This window comes from Methylobacterium sp. CM6257 (genome assembly GCF_054611515.1).
In genome coordinates, this window is the sequence record NZ_CM137735.1 from 1181413 (window position 1) to 1200307 (window position 18895).

Below are 18895 nucleotides of genomic sequence, written 5' to 3' on the forward strand. Positions count from 1 at the left end.
TGGTCTCCGGGTACAGAACGAGAGTCGGCATGTAGGGGCCGCCCTCTCTGCGCATAGCCCCTAGTTTAATTGCGCACAATTTAATTTTAAGCATCGATCAGGGCGAAGCGGTCGACATCCACGAGGCCCCGGTCGGTAATCTTGAGGTGCGGGATCACGGGCAACGGCAGGAAGGCGACCTGCAGGAACGGCTCGGGGAGCACGACACCCAGGCTTCGCGCCGCGGACCGCAGGGTTGCGAGCGACTGCCGGATCGCCGCGAACGGCATCAGGCTCATCAGACCCGCGAGTGGGAGGGCGATCTCGGCCAGCACCCGGCCTCCCTCGACCACCACGAAGCCGCCCTCGATCTCGCCCAACCGGTTCACGGCGACCGCCATGTCGGCCTCGTCGGCGCCGACCACCGTGATGTTGTGGCTGTCGTGGCCCACCGAGGAGGCGATGGCACCCCGCCGCAGGCCGAACCCCTTCACGAAAGCGATTCCGATACCGCTTGCCCCCGGCGCCGTCCGGCCGTGGCGCTCCACCACGGCGACTTTGATGACGTCCTGATGGAGGTCGATCCGGCGCTCGCCGCCCGAATAAGGGAGGGAGAGATCGTGCCGGAGCGTGATGATCTTGCCCGGCACCACGCCGATGACCGGTGTCGACGGACCGGAACCCGGCGCCGCGAAGTCTGCCGCCGTCACGCGCCGTGCCCGGACGCTGCCACGTCCGATCGGCGCGACGGGAGGCCGGCCGGCGAACAGAGCCTCGTCGACGGGCCGGCCAGCGCTGAACGCGCGGGACACGGTGCAGTGCGCGAGATCGTCGAGCACGACGAGATCGGCGCGCTGGCCGGGCGCCACGAGGCCGCGGTCGTGGAGCCCGAACGCCCGGGCCGCCGACCACGACGCGGCTCGGTAGGCCGCCAGCGGCGGTGCCCCCAGCGCGATCGCGGTGCGGATGACGTAGTCGAGGTGCCCCTCCTCGGCGATGTCGAGCGGATTCCGGTCGTCGGTGCAGAAGGCCAGGAACGGCGCCGTGCGCTCGGTCAGGATCGGCGCGAGGGCGTGCAGATCCTTGGAGACCGAGCCCTCCCGGATCAACACGGTCATACCCTTGGATAGCTTTTCCAAGGCCTCCTCGGGCGTCGTCGCCTCGTGCTCGGTGCGGATGCCGGCCGCGATGTAGCCGTTCAGCGCCGCGCCGCGCAGGAGCGGCGCGTGGCCGTCGATGTGCCGGCCCTGGAAGGCGGCGAGCTTCTCCAGAACGCCAGCGTCACAGGCGAGCACGCCCGGGAAATTCATGAACTCGGCGAGCCCGATCACCTTCGGATGCCCGGCAAATGGCAGAAGGTCGGCGGCCGCGATCCGCGCGCCCGAGGTTTCGAGGTGGTCCGTGGCCGGGACGCAGGAGGAGAGCTGCACACGCAGGTCCATGGCCAGGGTTCCAGCCGATTCGAGGAACCAGGCAAAGGCGTCGGTGCCGAGCACGTTCGCCATTTCGTGCGGGTCGCACACGCCGGTGGTGACCCCGTGCGGCAGGACGCAGCGTTCGAATTCCTGCGGCGGCATCAGCGAGGATTCGACGTGGAAATGGGTGTCGATGAAGCCCGGCACCACGACTTGGCCGGACAGGTCGATCTCCCGGCGGCCGCGATACTGGCCGAAAGTCCCGACGATCCGGTCGCCGCAGAGCGCGATATCGGAGGCCACCAGATCGCCGGTGACGAGATCGAGGAACCGGCCGCCCTTCAGCACGAGGTCGGCCTCGGCGCGACCCTGACCCTGATCGATGGCCCGTTGCAGGAAATCCACCTGTCTCATCGCGCGCCCGCCCTTCATCCCGGGTATCTGCCAGGAGCATGCCACGGGTGCGTGCTCGTCCGCGACGCTTGCAGGTGCGCGAGAGGGGGCGCAGAAGCCCTCTACCTTCGAACCGATCGAATATCGCGATGCCTGCCTACCGTTCCCGCACCACCACCCACGGCCGCAACATGGCCGGAGCCCGCGGCCTCTGGCGCGCCACCGGCATGAAGGATTCCGATTTCGGCAAGCCGATCATCGCGGTGGTGAATTCCTTCACGCAGTTCGTGCCCGGACACGTGCACCTCAAGGATCTCGGTCAGCTCGTCGCCCGGGAGATCGAGGCCGCCGGCGGCGTCGCCAAGGAGTTCAACACCATCGCGGTGGATGACGGCATCGCGATGGGCCACGACGGGATGCTGTACTCGCTGCCGTCTCGGGAGTTGATCGCCGACTCCGTCGAGTACATGGTCAACGCGCACTGCGCCGACGCGATGGTGTGCATCTCGAACTGCGACAAGATCACCCCCGGCATGCTGATGGCCACTTTGCGCCTCAACATCCCGACGGTGTTCGTCTCTGGCGGACCCATGGAAGCGGGTAAGGTCCAACTCCCGGGCATTGCCAAGAAGGTCGATCTCGTCGACGCGATGATCGCGGCGGCCGATGACCGGATCTCCGACGCCGACGTTGCGGTGATCGAACGCTCCGCCTGCCCGACCTGCGGATCATGCTCGGGCATGTTCACGGCGAACTCGATGAACTGCCTCACCGAGGCGCTCGGGCTGGCTCTGCCCGGCAACGGCTCGGTGCTTGCCACCCATGCCGATCGCAAGCGCCTGTTCGTCGAGGCCGGCCACCTGATCGTGGACCTCGCCCGCCGCCACTACGAGCAGGACGATGCCAGCGTCCTGCCGCGGGCCGTGGCGAGCTTCAAGGCGTTCGAGAACGCCATGACCCTCGACATTGCCATGGGCGGCTCGACCAACACCGTGCTGCACCTGCTGGCCGCCGCCCACGAGGGCGAGGTGCCCTTCACCATGGCCGATATCGACCGCCTGTCGCGGCGGGTGCCGGTCCTGTGCAAGGTCGCCCCGGCGGTCGCCAACGTGCACATGGAGGACGTGCACCGGGCCGGCGGGATCATGGGGATTCTCGGCGAGCTCGACCGGGCCGGTCTGATCGACACGGAGGTCGGCAACGTCTCGGCCGGGACTCTGGGCGCCGCACTCGCCCGCTGGGACGTCCGCGCCGCACCGAGCGCCGCGGTCCAGACCTTCTACCGGGCGGCTCCCGGCGGTGTTCCAACCCAGGTGGCGTTCAGCCAGGAATCTCGCTTCGACGAGCTCGACCTGGACCGGGAGGGCGGCGTCATCCGCGATGCCGCGCACGCCTATTCGAAGGATGGCGGCCTCGCGGTGCTCTACGGCAACCTCGCCGAGCAGGGCTGCATCGTGAAGACGGCGGGCGTCGACGCCTCGATCCTGACCTTCTCGGGACCGGCCCGGGTGTTCGAGAGCCAAGACGCGGCCGTGGACGGAATCCTCAACGGCAAGGTCACGGCCGGCGAGGTGGTGCTGATCCGCTACGAGGGCCCACGCGGCGGCCCCGGCATGCAGGAGATGCTGTACCCGACGAGCTACCTGAAATCGAAGGGGCTTGGCAAAGCCTGTGCGCTCGTCACGGACGGCCGGTTCTCCGGCGGCTCCTCCGGCCTGTCCATCGGCCACGTCTCGCCGGAGGCGGCCGAGGGCGGCCTGATCGGCCTCGTGCGCGACGGCGACACCATCGCCATCGACATCCCGGCCCGGAGCATCCGCCTGGACGTGGACGAAGCCGAGTTGGAGCGGCGGCGCGCCGAGCAGGACGCGGCAGGTTGGCAGCCGGCGAGCCCGCGCAAGCGCAAGGTCAGCGCGGCCCTGCGCGCCTATGCGATGCTCACCACCAGTGCGGCGCACGGGGCGGTGCGCCGGGTCTGATCAGCGCACGGCGAGGAGAAAGGCAGCGGACGCGGCCAAGAGGATCGCGACCGCCGCCAGGACGATCGCGTGGCGCCCGCCAGCTTTCGCGCGCAGCGCGTTATGTTCGTCCGCTGGCTCGGCGATGCGGCCCAGCGCCGTGAGCATCAGCGGCTCGATCGCCGCGTAGCCGGCCGGGCTGAGATGAAGCCCGTCCGTGCCGTATTCATCCCGCAGGGCGCCGGTTTCGGTCGCCAGAACGGAATGGTAATCGATGAAGGTCGCGCCGTGCTCGTGCGCGTGATCGCGCAGCCACACGTTGACCGCCGCGATAATCGCCGGGGCATCCTGCACCTCGGGATTCCACGGGATCCGGGCCGCCGGCATGATCGAGCCGATCCAGGCCTTCACCCCCATGGCGCGCGCCTCGTCGAGTATGCCGGCGAGCGTCCGGGCGATCTCCTCGGCGGGGACGAAGAAACCCTCGTTGCGGCCGATGTCGTTCACGCCGCAGAGGAGATGGACACCCCGGGCGCCGGTCTCCTCGAGGTCGCGGCGGAAGCGCATGGTGATCCAGCGCGCCGTCTGGCCGGATCCGCCGCGGGGAATCAGGTCGTAGGCCTCGAAGGTGCCGGCCCGGTGGAAGCCCCACAACTCGGTGATCGAATCTCCGATGAAGACGATCGGCTCCGCCATAGGCTCAGGCTTCCGCGGTCGATCCCGCTCGCGCGCCGAGTACGTCGGCCACTTCCGCCTGGAGCCGTTCGGCCATCCTCTGCCGTCCCTCCGACGTGACGTGCACGATATCGGTGAACAGAAGGCGGTTGTCATCGGCGAAGATCCGGCTCAGATCCCGGACCGCGAAGGGCGAACCCGCGCCGTCCTCCGCGCCGAGCCGCTGGAGGACGCCCTCGAACCGCGTGTATTGCCGGTCGAGATACGCCAGGAACTCGCCTGAGGCGACGCTGGTCTCCTCGCCCACACGCTCGGCCTTTCGGACCACCGTGGGCTGCAGAAGGAAGCGGATCGGCGCCCCGATGCCCGGCGCGAGACGGGCAAGACGCTTCAGCGACAGCTCGAACTGCCGTACAACCTCCCATTCCCAGATGTCGGACTGCCAGTTGGTCAAGGCTCGCAGGTTTTCGAGACGATTGAAGATCATCGCCTGGAGAGCGTCGTAGGTCAGGTCTGCGGCATCGCCATCCGTCTTCCTTGGATCGAAAAAGTAGTCGTAGAGGCACTCGTTGGCGAAGTGGTTGTAGGGATAGCCCGCGCGCGGATCGAAGCTCCAGGGCTGGAAGATGTCGGTGCCGCCGCCGACGATCAGGATTACATCGGGCTGGAGGTCCATCAGGCGGGTCGTCACCAGAGCGATCATCTGGTTCAGGCAGGCCGAGATCGCGCCGAAATTGTAGACGCGCGCACCCTCGCCATGGACATGCTTCAGACCGCTTTCCAGCCGTCCCGGCACGGTGTCGGCGAAGACCTGCCCGTCGACCATCGTGCTGTCGCCGACCACGAAGACGCGCAGCGCCTCCGAGGCCGGGCGAGCGTCGACGTGGACGTCGTTGCGGTAGCCGAGCGCGTCGTAGCGCCAGCCCTTCTCGTGGACGGACGCGAGCGGCTTGCCGGCGAACTGCGCGTAGGGTGCGGGAAACCGGATGTTGGCGTCGAAGTTCTGGAAGCTCTTCAGGAACTTCCGGCGTCGCGCGTGCTCGCTGTCGTCGGGCGGCCGCTGGGCCATGGTCAGTCTTCCCCCTGGCGTGCCGCGTTCGCTTCGCGCCGTTCAGCCCCGAAGGGTCGCGTGGTTCTCAAGGAACCAGCGGTAGGTCTGGCGCAGGCCGTCCTCAAGCCCGATCTCCGGCCGCCAGCCCATGGCCGTCAGCCGCGACACGTCCATCAGCTTGCGCGGCGTGCCGTCCGGCTTGGTGGCGTCGAACTCTAGCCGGCCCTCGTAGCCGATCACCCGCGCCAAGGCCTCGGCCAGCGCGCGGATGGTGCAATCCTCGCCCGTGCCGACGTTGATGTGCGACAGGTCCGGACGGGTGTTCTTCGCGTAGAGCGCGTCGTCCATCTCCATCACGAACACGCTGGCGCGCGCCATGTCGTCCACGTGCAGGAACTCGCGCATCGCCCGGCCCGTGCCCCAGACCGTGACCGTCGGGCGTCCCTCTTCCTTCGCCTCGTGCAGGCGCCGCATCAGCGCCGGCAGGACGTGGGCGTTCTCGGGGTGGAAGTTGTCGTTGGGCCCGTACAGGTTCGTGGGCATGACGCTGCGATAGCGCCGCCCGTACTGTCGGTTGTAGCTCTCGCACATCTTGATGCCGGCGATCTTGGCGATGGCGTAGGGCTCGTTGGTCGGTTCCAGCACACCCGTGAGCAGCGCGTCTTCGCGCATCGGCTGCTCGGCGTGCTTCGGGTAGATGCACGAGGAGCCCAGGAACAGCAGCCGATCGACGCCGGTCGTGTGCGCGGCATGGATGAGGTTGGACTGGATGACCAGGTTGTCGTGGATGAACTCGGCCGGATAGGTGTTGTTGGCGTGGATGCCGCCGACCCTGGCGGCGGCGAGGTAGACTTGATCGATACGGTGCTCGGCGAAGAACCGCCGAACCGCCGCTTGATCGAGCAGGTCGAGCGCCTGCCGGTCGGCCGTGAGGATATGCTCGTATCCCGATGCGCACAGGCGGCGCACGATCGCCGAGCCCACCATCCCGCGATGGCCCGCCACGAAGATGGTCTGACCCCGACCGTCCATCACACTTCCAAGTCCCTGCGAAAAGCTCGGCACGCCAGGGCCGTATAGACCCGTTCCGGCTCGATATCGCCGCGCAAACACGCGTTTTCTGAGGCGAATGGCATCGTCGCAACGGTAGGCTGCAGGTGATCTCCGCGGAAGCGAGGTGCCGTCCGCGAAGCAGGGTGGGTCGATCACCGACTGCCGTACGGTGCTGCTGATATTTGGGCCTTGCGCGCGATGAAAGCGCCGCTGTAGTGTCAAGTGATGCTGACACTTGCGGTCGACAAGCCCGTGGTTCAAGAGCGCGATCGGCGACTCCACGCCGTGGTGATCGGCTCGGGTTTCGGCGGTCTCGCTGCGGCTGTTCGCCTGGGGGCGCGAGGTTACCGGGTCACCGTGCTCGAGCGGCTCGCGCAGCCGGGGGGCCGAGCGCGGGTTCACCGGCAGGACGGCTTCACCTTCGACGCCGGACCGACCATCGTCACCGCGCCCCAGCTCTTCGAGGAACTCTGGCACCTCGCCGGCCGCCGGCTGTCCGATGACGTGAAGCTGGTGCCGATGGATCCGTTCTATCGGATCCGTTTCGCCGACGGCGCCTCGTTCGCCTATAGCGGCGACCCGGAGCGGATGCGTGCGGAGGTTGCACGCTTCGCGCCGGAGGACATCGCCGGCTACGAACGGTTCATGGCGCACAGCCGGGCGGTCTGCCGGATCGGCTTCGAGCAGCTCGGCCATGTCCCCTTCGACAGCGTCGGCGCCATGCTGCGGATCGCCCCGGACCTGCTGCGCCTGTCCGGCCATCGCTCGGTGCACGATGTGGTGGCGCGCTTCATCCGCAACGAGCGGCTGCGCACGGTCTTCAGCTTCCACCCGCTGCTGATCGGCGGCAATCCGTTTCGGGCGAGCGCGATCTACTGCCTGATCGCGGATCTGGAGCGGCGCTGGGGCGTCCATTTCGCCATGGGCGGAACAGGCCAGCTGGTGGACGGGCTCGTGCGGCTGATCCGGGGCCAGCGCGGGCGGGTCCGCCTCGGCGTGGAGGTCTCCCGAATCTGCGTGGATGACGGCGTGGCAACCGGGGTCGAACTCGAGGGTGGCCAGACGGTCGCGGCCGACCTCGTGGTCTCGAACGCCGATTCGGCATTGACGCATGCACGGCTCCTCCCGGAGGCGCAGCGCTGGAGTCCCCGTCGGCTTCGGCGTGCCCGCTCCTCGATGGGGCTGTTCGTCTGGTACTTCGGCACGAAGAGCCGCTACCCGGATGTCGATCACCATACGATCCTGCTGGGACCGCGCTATCGCGGGCTGCTCGCCGACATCTTCGACCGCAAGGTTCTGGCCGAGGATGCGAGTCTCTATCTGCACCGGCCCACCGCCACAGATCCCGGCCTGGCGCCGCCGGGATGCGACGCCTTCTACGTCCTGGCGCCGGTGCCGAACCTCGCGGGCGGCCAGGACTGGGATGCCCTCGCCGAGCCCTACCGGCGGCGGATCGCCGGAATCCTGGAGGCGAGTGTCCTGCCGGGACTCTCGCATTCCATCGTCACCTCGAAGGTGACGACGCCGCAGGACTTCCAGGACGACTTCCTGAGCTTCCGGGGTTCCGGTTTCGGCCTGGAGCCTGTGCTGACCCAGTCCGCCTGGTTCCGCCCTCACAACCGGTCGGGCGCGGTGCGCAACCTCTACTTGGTCGGCGCCGGCACGCATCCCGGAGCGGGCCTGCCCGGCGTTCTCTCCTCCGCCCGCATCCTCGACAGCGTGGTCCCCGATGCCCGTGTTACCGCCTGAATTCGCCGCGGCAGCCGACCGGACCGCATGCCGGGCCGCCATCCGGGCGGGCTCCAAAAGCTTCTTCGCGGCGGGCCGTCTGCTGCCAGGAGAGGTGCGCGAGGCGGCCTACGGCCTTTACGCCTTCTGCCGTCTTTCCGACGACCTCGTGGACGACGCCGCGAGCGCGTCCGACCGGCGCGAGGCCGTGGAACGCCTGGGTGTCCGGGTCAGCCTGGCCTATGCGGGCTGCCCCGCCGACGCGCCCGCCGACAGGGCCTTCTCGGAACTCGTAAGCGCTTACGCCATCCCGGAAGCCCTGCCGCGCGCGCTGATCGAAGGGTTCGCGTGGGACGCGGAGGAGCGGCGTTATGCCGATTCCGGTGCGCTCCACGCTTACGCGGCGCGGGTCGCGGGCTCCGTGGGGGCGATGATGGCGCTGATCATGGGGACCCGCGATCCGGACGCGCTCGCGCGCGCCTGCGATCTCGGGTCCGCGATGCAGCTCACCAACATCGCCCGTGACGTGGGCGAGGACGCCCGGATGGGCCGGCTCTACTTGCCCCTCAACTGGATGGCAGAGGCGGGGCTCGATCCGGATGCGTTCGTGGCCGATCCGCGGCCGAGCCCGGCTCTATCGCGCGTGGTCGCTCGGCTGCTCGGCGAGGCGGATCGGCTCTACACCCGCGCGCAGCCCGGTATCACAGCTCTGCCTCCCCGCTGCCGTCCAGCCATCCGCGCCGCTAGTCTGATCTATTCCGAGATCGGCCGGGTCGTCGCTGCACAGGAATTTGATTCCGTGTCCCGCCGCGCCCGCGTCAGGGCCGGTCGGAAGTTGGCGCTGCTCGCCGCCGCCTTCCGGTCGCCGACGGTCGGCGCGCCGCTCGCCGCGCCCGCCTTGCCCGAGGCGTTGTTCCTGATCGCGGCAATCGCGCGCCAGCCGCTCGCTCCCGCCCGCCTGCGCCCTGCGCTGCGGCCCTGGTGGGATGTGGGCGGCCGGATTGTGCACGTCCTCGACCTGATCGAGCGGATGCGCGAACGGGAGGCCTTCGGCCGCTCGGCGCCGTCCTGAGCCCGGCCGGTGAGCGAGGACCTTTTCGCGGTCCTCGACATCGGCCTCGCCTTCGCCCTGGCCTTCGGGCTGGGCCTCTGGCAGCTCGTCGCCGTCCGCCGCAGCATCCGCCGCGACCGCGACGGCAGGCCGGACAGAGCGGCTGCTACGCGGCCGGAATACCGAGGGCAACGTCGCCTTCCAACAGGCAGCCGATCGGGCGCCCGTCCGCGAAGCCGAGGCGCACCCGGATCTCCGACAGGCGCCCCATGGCCCGGCCCTGCAGAATGCGAATCGGCCGATCATCGGCCGCGATGAGGCCGTCCTGCAGCAGGCCGAAGGCCAGTGCCGCCGCGGCGATCCCCGTCGCCGCATCCTCCGGATAACCGGAGGAGCGCGGGAATTGCCGCGCCTCGAAGAGACGGGCGGCCTCGTCCAGGACCGCATAGGGATAGAGGCCGGTGGAGCCGATCTGCGTGCAGGCGGCCTCGATCGCCTGGGCACTGGGCGCCAGTGCGTTGAGGGCTTCGGCATCCCGCATCGGCACCAGGGTCTTCACCCGCGACGTCACGGCATTGTGGATCGGCCGGGAGGCCAGCACGTCGCGGTCGATGCCGAGCGCCGCCTGCACTTCGGCGGCTGGCCCGGGCGCCAACGGCCGCACGCTGCCGACGGGCTGCGTGATTGCGACGCTCCACTGCCCCTCGCCGCGCGAGGCCACGAAGCCGGTGACGGGTCCGCTGCCGGTGGCGATCCGCACCGGAGAGCCCGGCAGCCGGTCCTCGCGGGCCAGCACCCAGAGCACACCGATCGTGGCGTGGGCGCACATCTCCATCTCGTGGTTGGGCACGAAGAAGCGGAAGCGCAGATCGTGCGCGTCCTCCTCCGCGGGCAGCGCGAAGCCGGATTCGTGGCCGTAGCGCCGCGCGATGGCCCGCATGGCCTCGGGGTCGAGACCGCGGGCATCCGAGACCACCGGGCAGGGATTGCCGCCGCGTCCCTGGTGCGTGAACACGTCGACCAGGGTCACCGTCGGCATGGACCCTTCCTCACTGCAGATGGCGGGCATAGGTGTCGCCGGCCGCCTCCTTCAGGGTAGCTCCGGCATCGCGGCCGATCCGCTCGGCCTCCGACGCGGGACCCTGGCGGGAGACGGACCAGTGGCGGCTCCCGTCCGGCAGGAACAGGAGTCCGTCGAGCTTCAGCATCTCGCCCTCGATCTGCGCCAGGGCCGCGATCGGGGTCCGACAGGAGCCGTCCAGCTCCGCCAGCAGGGCCCGCTCGGCCGTGATCGCCGTCGTGGTGCGCGGGCAGGACACGGGCGCCAGCAGGTCGCGGATCGCCCGGTCATCCGACCGGCACTCGATCCCGAGGGCTCCCTGCGCGACCGCCGGCAGCATCTCCTCGACGGGGAGGATGCTGCGCGCCATTCCTTCGAGGCCGAGGCGCTGGAGGCCTGCCAGAGCCAGGAGCGTCGCGTCGCACTCGCCGGCCTCGAGCTTCCGCATCCGGGTGTTGGCGTTCCCGCGCAGTGGGACCACGCGAAGGTCCGGCCGTTGCATCAGCACCTGAGCCCCGCGGCGCAGGGACGAGGTCCCGACTCGCGCGCCTTCGGGCAGTCCCGCCAGCCCGTCGGCGTGCGGCGACAGGAAGGCGTCCCGCGGATCGTCGCGTTCGAGGATGCAGGCGATGGTCAGGCTCTCAGGAAGCCAGGTCTCCACGTCCTTCATGGAGTGCACGGCCACGTCGACCTCGTTGGCGAAAAGCGCCTGCTCGAGTTCCTTGGTGAACAAGCCCTTGCCGCCGATCTCCGACAGCGGCCGATCGAGGATCTTGTCGGCCACTGTGGTGACGACGACGAGTTCGGTCTCCAGACCCGGATTGGCCGCCACGATCCGGTCGCGCACCATCCCGGTCTGCGCGAGCGCCATCGGAGAGCCGCGGGTGCCGATGCGCAGGGGACGGTTCAACATCTGCTTCCGGGTCTATTCGCTGGACGGGACAACGCCTTATAGACCGACCGCCGCGTCAGGCCATGCTCCGGTGCGGGATTCAGACTTGCTGAACCGCGCCCGTGTCAGGCTGGCGCAGGTCGCGGCCTCGCCCCGCTTTCGCCGGACTGCGGGCCTAGCGGGTCGCCGCCCATTCTCAGAGCCAACGGATACACCGCGATGCTGATCCTGCCGAGCCGACGGCAGTTCCTTACCGGGCTCGGCGCGAGTGCCGGTGTTTTGGCGGCGACCGGCGTCTACGCCCTCGATGTCGAGCCGATGCACCGGCTTGTGGTCACGTCCTACGCGCCGACCCTGCCGCGTTGGGACCCGGCTCTGCGTCTGCGCGTAGCGGTGCTGGCAGATTTCCACGTCTGCGAGCCATTCATGCCCTTCGATCGCGTGGCGGAGATCGTCGACGCTGCCAACGCCCTGAAGCCCGACCTCATCTTGCTGCTCGGCGACTATCCGGCGGGCCGGATCGCGTGGCGCAAGCTGCCGCTCACCCAATTCGCCCGAATGATGGAGGACCTGAAGGCGCCGCTCGGCACGCACGCGATCCTGGGCAACCATGATTGGTGGGACGACGCCGCCGTTCAGACATCCCGCCGCGGATCACCCGTGGTCAAACGCCTGCTGGAGGCGCGCGGGATTCCGGTGATGGAGAACGAGGCTGTCCGATTGGTGAAGGACGGCCGGCCGTTCTGGATCGCCGGGCTCGCCGACCAGCAGCCCTACATGGGCTCGTGGATGTCGTTCAGCTACGCGAACGTGCCGCGCACGCTCAATGCGGTCACCGACTCCGCGCCCGTGATCCTGATGGCGCACGAGCCCGATATCTTCATGACCGTGCCCGACCGGGTCTCCCTGACGCTCGCCGGCCATACCCATGGTGGGCAGGTCCGGCTGTTCGGCCGTTCTCCCGCGATCCGCAAGGTTCGTGGGAACGATTATTCCTACGGCCACATCGTCCAGGACGGTCGCCACATGATCATATCCGGCGGCTTCGGGATGAGCCGGATCCCGGTGCGCCTCGGCGTGCCGCCCGAGATCGTTCTCTTGGAACTCGGGCAGCCCAGTCCGGCGGCGGAAGCCGCGTGACCCGGGAGCGGCGAAAGCGCCCGACCGCCGCGCCGCTCGCCGTCTCCGGCCATCCGCACTACCTCACTGTCATGCGCGCGATACTTCCGCTTCTCGCCCTCGCAGCCCTCGCGGCCGGCCCCGGATCGGCGCAGGCTCAGTCCTGCGATACGCTCGTCGACAGGGTCACCTCCGAGACGTCCGCCAAGGCCGCGGAGCGCCGCAGCGATTATGCGACCTTCACGGCCGGGCCCGACATGACCCTGACGCTCGCCTGCGGCGGCCCTGACCTGTCTTCGGTGGGAGCCCAATTCCGCGGTGCGAGCCCGCCGGACGCCTATTACGACCTGTTCGGTCATGCCGGTCACGCGGTCACCGGCATCGACGCGGCGGTGATCACGGAGGCCGCACACAGGGCACAGGCCGCGTCGGTGAAGCTGCGCCACAGCAATGTCGAGCTCGGCGGGGCCCGTGTCACCTGCTCGGCGATGGTCTCTCCCGACAAAGGACCGCTGACGCTCTGTGCGGTGATCGAGCACAGCGACCGGAGCTGAGGCCGGCGGATCGCACTGCCGGCCCAACCCCACCTCAGAGCGGGATGTTGTCGTGCTTCTTCCAGGGCTGCTCCATCTTCTTGGTCCGGAGCATGCCCAGCGCCCGGGCGATCCGGCGCCGGGTGGAGTGCGGCATGATCACCTCGTCGATGTAGCCCCGCTCGGCCGCCACGAAGGGCGACAGGAAGCGGTCCTCGTACTCGCCCGTGCGGGCCGCGATCTTCTCAGGGTCGCCCATCTCGCTGCGGAAGATGATCTCCACCGCGCCCTTGGCGCCCATCACGGCGATCTGGGCCGTGGGCCAGGCGTAGTTCACGTCGGCGCCCACGTGCTTGGACGCCATGACGTCGTAGGCGCCGCCGAAGGCCTTGCGGGTGATGATGGTCACCAGCGGCACGGTCGCCTGCGAATAGGCGAAGAGCAGCTTCGCGCCGTGCTTGATCAAGCCGCCATACTCCTGAGCCGTGCCCGGCAGGAAGCCCGGCACGTCCACGAAGGTGACGATCGGGATGCCGAAGGCGTCGCAGTAGCGCACGAAGCGCGCGGCCTTGCGCGAGGCATCCGAATCCAGAACGCCCGCCAGCACCAGCGGCTGGTTGGCCACGAAACCGACGGTGCGTCCCTCGATCCGGCCGAAGCCGGTGATGATGTTGCGCGCGTAGGCCGCCTGGATCTCGAAGAAGTCGCCCTCGTCGACCACCCGCCGGATCAGCTCGCCCATGTCGTAGGGCTTGTTCGGATTGTCCGGGATCAGCGTGTCGAGCGACATGTCGAGCCGGTTGACGTCGTCGAAGCTCTCCAGCTCCGGGACGCCATCGATGTTGTTGGCCGGCAGGAAGTCGAGCAGCCGGCGGATCTGGAGGATCGCCTCCACGTCATTCTCGAATGAGCCGTCGGCGATGGACGACTTGGTCGTATGGACCTTGGCGCCGCCGAGCTCCTCGGCCGTGACCACCTCGTTGGTGACGGTCTTCACCACGTCGGGGCCGGTCACGAACATGTAGCTCGTGTCGCGGACCATGAAGATGAAGTCGGTCATGGCCGGCGAGTAGACGTCGCCGCCCGCGCAAGGCCCCATGATCACCGAGATCTGCGGGATCACGCCCGAGGCCATGACGTTGCGGCGGAACACCTCGCCGTAGCCGCCGAGCGCCGCCACGCCCTCCTGGATGCGCGCGCCGCCGGCATCGAAGATGCCGATGATCGGGGCGCGCATCTTCAGCGCCATGTCCTGGACCTTGACGATCTTCTGGGCGTGCGCCTCCGACAGGGAGCCGCCGAACACCGTGAAGTCCTTGGAGAACAGGAAGACGGTCCGGCCGTTGATCGTGCCCCAGCCGGTGACGACGCCGTCGCCCGGGATCTTCTGCTTCTCCATGCCAAAATCGGTGGAGCGATGCTGCACGAACATGTCGAATTCCTCGAACGACCCGTGGTCGAGGAGGAGTTCGATGCGCTCGCGCGCCGTCAGCTTGCCGCGCTTGTGCTGGGCCTCGACGCGCTTCTCACCGCCGCCGAGCCGGGCCCGCGCCCGACGCTCCGCAAGCTTGTCGAGGATATCCTTCATGGCTGCTTCCGCCCTTCCCCTGCCCGTGACCTGCGACCCGGATCAGGCCGGGTCCAAGCTTATGCATTCACCGATGGAGCGCCCTTAGCACGGGCATTTCAGGTGGCAAACCGACGCGGCGGGCCGGGTCGTTGAACCTTAGGGGGAGGGGAGAGAATGGTGGACGGTGCAGGGATCGAACCTGCGACCTTTCCCGTGTGAAGGGAACGCACTACCGCTGTGCTAACCGTCCGTACCGGCACGCTTGAGGCGGGCGCCACGTGGTCACCCGTGCGCGGAAGCGCGGCGACCCGGTGGCGGGCCTTCTAGGGTGCAGCGGCACGGGACGTCAAGCACAGTTCGTCATGTTCCTGAGCTCGGCGGTGCGGGACGGATGTGGAACCACTCCCGCGGCCGGTTCTCGTGCTGGGTCAAGAACCGGATTGCGCCTCGCTCCGCCCCTCCGGGACGGGGGCAGCACCGATACCAGAACGATGCCTTCGTCGCCGCGCGGCAGCCCGTAACGCACGGCCGCATTCCCGTTGAGCGCGCCGGGGTTCGCAGCTCCAGGGAGCTTCGGTGCACAGGGCGGTTGACAACGCCGCCGGTACGGTGCGCTGTTCCGGGATGCACGAGGGGCCATCGGGTGCAAAGCCCGGCAGCGACGTGACGTCAGAGAACCCAGCGCGGCCAGAGCGGCCGCGCGTGGCGATCACCTACTGCACGCAGTGCAACTGGCTCCTGCGCTCCGCCTGGATGGCCCAGGAGCTGCTCTCGACCTTCCGCGACGATCTCGGGGAGGTGGCCCTGATTCCGGCAGTCGGCGGCACCTTCCGCATCGAGATGGGCGGGGCGTTGCTGTGGGAGCGGGTCCGCGACGGCGGCTTTCCCGACGTGAAGGCGCTCAAGCAGCGGGTGCGCGACCACCTCGACCCGGCGCGCGATCTCGGCCATATCGACAGGTCATGAGGGCAGGGAACGGCAAGGAGCCCGCGGGGCACCGCGGGCCGGGGACGGGCACCGCTTGAGCCCGGACCACCAAGCCGAGGGCGCGGGCGTCCCGGCGGTGATCCCCGCGCGGCGGTCGTGGCTGTCGCGGCGGCTTCATCGTTTCGGACGCAACGGCTTCTCGACGCAGGTCTATCTGATCGCGCTGGTGATCGCGCTGATCGGTCCGGGGCTTCTGTTCACCAGCATCCTGCTGATGCGCTACGCCTCTGCCGAGCGCGCGCGGTTCGAGCAGGACGCGCGCGAGAACGTCCGTGGGATCGGGCTGTCGCTCGACCGCGATACCGCCGGCCTCGTCTCTGTGCTGCAGACGCTCGCCACGTCGCCGCGAATCCGCCAGGGCGATTTCGAGGCCTTCGATGCCCAGGCGCGCCTCGTGCGCGAGTCGATCGACCTCGACGTGCTGCTGCGCCGACCGAATGGGCAGGAGGTCGTCAATACCGGCGTCCCGCGCGGAGCGCCCATGCCGGTCGTGCCGCTGCCCTTCGATCAGGACCTCGTGAAGGGCACGCAGCGCGCGATGGTGAGCGGCTACATCCCGGGACCGGCTCCCGCCGAATCGACCTACGCGGTCGGCGTGCCCGTGATGGTCGACGGCGAAGTCGCCTACATCCTCAGCTTCACCGTGCCGCTCTCCCGGCTCCAGGGCATCCTCTCGCGCGAGGTCGTCCCGGGCTGGACCACCGGCATCAGCGACCGGGCCGGCATCGTGCTGGCGCGGCTGCCCGATCCGGATTCGGTGGTCGGCCGGCCGAGGCTCGCGAGCCTGCGGCAGGTGCAGTCGGGGACGCCGGGGGTCTGGGAGGGCCAGGATCGCCAGCACAAGCCGGTGGTGGTGATCGAGGCGCGCTCCCGCCTCACGGGCTGGATGGTCGCGACCAGCATCCCCCAGGCTCTGGTCGATGCGCGCGTGCGCCGTTGGATCTGGGCATTCGCGGGTTTCGGGATGCTCGTGCTCGCCACCTCATCGGTGCTGGCCGTCAATCTGTGGTCGCGGGTCTCGCGTCCGCTCCGGGTCCTCGCCGCCTCCGGGCCGGCGCTGGCGCGCGGCGAAGCCATTCCGCGCGTGTCCTCGCCGGTCCACGAGATCCAGCGGCTCGGCGCGGTGCTGTCCGACGCATCCCTGCGGCTGCGCACCCGCGAGGCGGAGCGCGACCGGGCGCTCGCCGACACGCGGCGCGGCCTCACGGCTCTCAGCGAGAGCGAAGCGCGGTTCCGCCACATGGCAGACTCGGCGCCGGCCCTGATCTGGATGACAGACGAGACCGGATCGGTCAGCTTCGCGAATCTCCACTTCGAGCACCTGTTCGGGATGCCGGCTGCCGAACTGACCGACGACGGCTGGCAAAGGATCGTCCATCCCGACGATCTCGAAGCCTTCCGCGCCGCCTTCGCGGAGGCGTTCGAGGCGCGCACCGCCTTCCGCACGGAAGTCCGGGTGATCGACAAGGCACGGGCCGTGCGCTGGCTGCAATGCGAGGGCGTGCCGCGCCTCGACGACGACCAAAACTTCCTCGGATTCACGGGCTGCAACATCGACATCACTGACGCGAAGAACGCCGAAGAGCATCTGCTCCTCCTGATCCACGAGCTGAACCACCGGGTGAAGAACACCCTGGCCACGGTGCAGTCGATCGCCGCCCAGTCCCTGCGCGGGCTCGAAGGCCCCGAGGCCGACGCCGCACGGGCCGCCTTCGAGGCGCGGCTCCTGGCGCTTGCCCGCGTTCACGACGTGCTGACCCGGGAGAGCTGGGAGGGCGCGGAGCTCTCGGCCGTCGTCGCGGACGCGATCCGGCCGCTCGAGGCGGGCAATGGCCGCGCGTCGCGCTTCCGCGTCGTCGGCCCAGCCCTGCGCCTGCCGCCGAGGCTTGCCCTCTCGATCGCCATGGCGCTGCACGAACTCGGCACCAACGCTGTGAAATACGGCGCCCTCTCAAGCGAGGGCGGCTGGGTGGAGATATCCTGGACGGTCCGCCGCGAGGGCGAGACGCACCTGTTCCTGCGCTGGGCCGAGTGCGGCGGCCCGCCCGTGAAGAAGCCGACGCGCACGGGCTTCGGCTCGCGGTTGATCGAGCGCAGCCTCGCCCGCGAGCTCGCCGGCGAGGTCGCGCTCACCTACGAACCCACCGGGGTGATCTGCACCATCAGCGCGCCCGTCCCGCCGCCGGGCCTTCTTGAGCGCAAGAACGTCGCCGCTCCAGCGCGGATCGCGCCCCTGCCGCTGGCAGGCTGACGTCCGCCCGCGTCCAGCTCCTCAGTGATAGGGGTCTGCCGCGTCCCGAAGTCCGTCTCCCATGAAGTTGAAGGCGAGCACCGTCACCAGCACGGGCAGCACCGGCAGCAGCAGCCACGGGTAAAGCTGCACCGCCGCCAGATTCTGCGCCTCGTTGAGGAGCACGCCCCAGCTCGTCACGGGCGGCCGCAGGCCGAGGCCCAGGAACGACAGGGCGGTCTCGCCGAGGATCATGGTCGGGATCGACAGGGTCGCCGAGGCGATCAGATGGCTCATGAAGTTGGGAATCAGATGCCGCCCGATGACGCGCGCCGGCGAGGCGCCCATCAGCTCGGCCGCCTGCACGAAATCCTCCTCGCGCAGGGCGAGGAGCTTGCCCCGCACGGCCCGGGCCAGACCCGGCCAGTCGAGGAGGCCGAGGATCACCGTAATGCCGAAGAAGACGAGCAGCGGGCTCCAGTTCGGCGGCAGCGCCGCCGAGAGGGCGAGCCAGAGCGGCAGCTCGGGCAGAGAGCGCACGACCTCGATCAGCCGCTGCACGCCGGCATCGACGATCCCGCCGAAATAGCCCGCGACGCCGCCGAACAGAAGGCCGAGGGCGAAGGAGATCGCCACGCCCACGAGGCCGATCGTGAGGGAAATCCGCGCGCCGTAGATCATGCGGGAGAACAGGTCGCGCCCGAGCTTGTCGGTGCCGAGCAGGAACAGCGTGCCGTGCTCGGGCGGGCAGACGAGGTGCAGATCGGTGTGGACGAGTCCGAGCCAGTCGTAGCCGTCGCCCCGGCAGAAGAAGCGCAGCGGCTGCGGGCTCCTGGTGTCCACCACGTAGTCCCGGCGGAACGTGTCGAGATCGAGGTGCGCCCGGTACGGGTAGACGAACGGCCCGACGAAGCGTCCGTCGTGGAACAGGTGGACGCCCTGAGGCGGCGCGTAGAGGAAGTCACCGTTGCGCCGTGCCTGGCCGTAGGGCGCCAGCAGCTCCACGAACGGCACCGTTGCGTAGAGGACGAGCAGGATCAGCGCCGAGGCGACGGCGAGGTGGTGGCGCAGAAACTTGCGCAGGATCAGCCGCCACGCGGAGGCGGATCCGACCGGGCTCTCGCCCCGCGCCTCGGGCTCGAACGGCGCGGGATCGACGAAGTGGTCTGCGGCGGGGATCGCGCCGCTCATCCCGGGCCTG

At 69.2% G+C, this 18895-nt stretch carries 15 protein-coding genes and 1 tRNA gene; 7 read left to right on the top strand and 9 right to left on the bottom strand.

The features are described from left to right. Window positions 1-86: 86 nt before the first annotated feature. Window positions 87-1808 carry an adenine deaminase gene (gene ade / locus ACYCO6_RS05695; RefSeq protein ID WP_459770140.1) on the bottom strand — a complete coding sequence of 574 codons (1722 nt, stop codon included), beginning with the start codon at window positions 1806-1808 and terminating at the stop codon, window positions 87-89. 128 nt (window positions 1809-1936) lie between these two features. Between ade and ilvD the strand changes: the two genes are divergently transcribed. Further along, complete coding sequence (ilvD, locus tag ACYCO6_RS05700) at window positions 1937-3766, top strand: dihydroxy-acid dehydratase (RefSeq protein ID WP_459770144.1); 1830 nt, start codon at window positions 1937-1939, stop codon at window positions 3764-3766. Here the strand turns inward: ilvD and ACYCO6_RS05705 are convergent, their stop codons facing one another. Genes ACYCO6_RS05705 through fcl form a run of 3 tightly spaced genes read right to left on the bottom strand, consistent with a single transcriptional unit; the run spans window position 3767 to window position 6503 of the window. Further along, a complete protein-coding gene (locus ACYCO6_RS05705; protein ID WP_459770147.1) occupies window positions 3767-4441 on the bottom strand; it encodes a GDSL-type esterase/lipase family protein in 675 nt (224 codons plus the stop codon). 4 nt (window positions 4442-4445) lie between these two features. Further along, window positions 4446-5489 (bottom strand): SGNH/GDSL hydrolase family protein, encoded by a 1044-nt coding sequence (locus ACYCO6_RS05710; protein WP_459770149.1) that lies wholly within the window; start codon window positions 5487-5489, stop codon window positions 4446-4448. A gap of 42 nt (window positions 5490-5531) precedes the next feature. Next, window positions 5532-6503, bottom strand: a complete 972-nt coding sequence (gene fcl / locus ACYCO6_RS05715; RefSeq protein ID WP_459770151.1) for a GDP-L-fucose synthase — start codon at window positions 6501-6503, stop codon at window positions 5532-5534. A gap of 246 nt (window positions 6504-6749) precedes the next feature. Here fcl and ACYCO6_RS05720 point away from each other — a divergent pair, with 246 nt between their 5' ends. Beyond that, complete coding sequence (locus tag ACYCO6_RS05720) at window positions 6750-8273, top strand: phytoene desaturase (RefSeq protein ID WP_459770153.1); 1524 nt, start codon at window positions 6750-6752, stop codon at window positions 8271-8273. Further along, window positions 8254-9324: a phytoene/squalene synthase family protein gene (locus ACYCO6_RS05725; RefSeq protein WP_459770155.1), complete on the top strand. Its 1071-nt coding sequence runs from the start codon at window positions 8254-8256 to the stop codon at window positions 9322-9324. The genes ACYCO6_RS05720 and ACYCO6_RS05725 overlap by 20 nt, the downstream gene beginning before the upstream one ends. A 145-nt stretch (window positions 9325-9469) precedes the next feature. Here ACYCO6_RS05725 and ACYCO6_RS05730 read toward each other — a convergent pair whose 3' ends face one another. After that, window positions 9470-10342: a PhzF family phenazine biosynthesis protein gene (locus ACYCO6_RS05730; protein WP_459770157.1), complete on the bottom strand. Its 873-nt coding sequence runs from the start codon at window positions 10340-10342 to the stop codon at window positions 9470-9472. A 10-nt stretch (window positions 10343-10352) separates the two neighbouring features. Further along, window positions 10353-11276 carry a hydroxymethylbilane synthase gene (hemC, locus tag ACYCO6_RS05735; protein ID WP_459770159.1) on the bottom strand — a complete coding sequence of 308 codons (924 nt, stop codon included), beginning with the start codon at window positions 11274-11276 and terminating at the stop codon, window positions 10353-10355. A gap of 198 nt (window positions 11277-11474) precedes the next feature. Between hemC and ACYCO6_RS05740 the strand changes: the two genes are divergently transcribed. Together ACYCO6_RS05740 and ACYCO6_RS05745 are read left to right on the top strand one after the other, a co-directional pair. After that, window positions 11475-12395: a metallophosphoesterase gene (locus tag ACYCO6_RS05740; RefSeq protein WP_459770163.1), complete on the top strand. Its 921-nt coding sequence runs from the start codon at window positions 11475-11477 to the stop codon at window positions 12393-12395. A 71-nt stretch (window positions 12396-12466) separates the two neighbouring features. Continuing rightward, on the top strand, window positions 12467-12928 hold the full coding sequence (locus ACYCO6_RS05745) for an ABC transporter ATPase (protein ID WP_459773445.1): 462 nt from the start codon (window positions 12467-12469) through the stop codon (window positions 12926-12928). 34 nt (window positions 12929-12962) lie between these two features. On the opposite strand, the gene ACYCO6_RS05750 is transcribed toward ACYCO6_RS05745, so the two are convergent. Together ACYCO6_RS05750 and ACYCO6_RS05755 are read right to left on the bottom strand one after the other, a co-directional pair. Beyond that, on the bottom strand, window positions 12963-14495 hold the full coding sequence (locus ACYCO6_RS05750) for an acyl-CoA carboxylase subunit beta (protein ID WP_459770166.1): 1533 nt from the start codon (window positions 14493-14495) through the stop codon (window positions 12963-12965). A 157-nt stretch (window positions 14496-14652) separates the two neighbouring features. Beyond that, a tRNA-Val gene (locus tag ACYCO6_RS05755) sits at window positions 14653-14727 on the bottom strand. 452 nt (window positions 14728-15179) lie between these two features. On the opposite strand from ACYCO6_RS05755, the gene ACYCO6_RS05760 reads away from it, so the two are divergent. Together ACYCO6_RS05760 and ACYCO6_RS05765 are read left to right on the top strand one after the other, a co-directional pair. Beyond that, window positions 15180-15443, top strand: a complete 264-nt coding sequence (locus tag ACYCO6_RS05760) for an Rdx family protein (RefSeq protein WP_459770169.1) — start codon at window positions 15180-15182, stop codon at window positions 15441-15443. Between the two features lie 55 nt (window positions 15444-15498). Further along, window positions 15499-17715: a sensor histidine kinase gene (locus tag ACYCO6_RS05765; RefSeq protein ID WP_459770171.1), complete on the top strand. Its 2217-nt coding sequence runs from the start codon at window positions 15499-15501 to the stop codon at window positions 17713-17715. A 21-nt stretch (window positions 17716-17736) separates the two neighbouring features. Here the strand turns inward: ACYCO6_RS05765 and ACYCO6_RS05770 are convergent, their stop codons facing one another. Then, a complete protein-coding gene (locus ACYCO6_RS05770) occupies window positions 17737-18885 on the bottom strand; it encodes an ABC transporter permease (RefSeq protein ID WP_459770173.1) in 1149 nt (382 codons plus the stop codon). Between the last annotated feature and the right edge of the window lie 10 nt (window positions 18886-18895).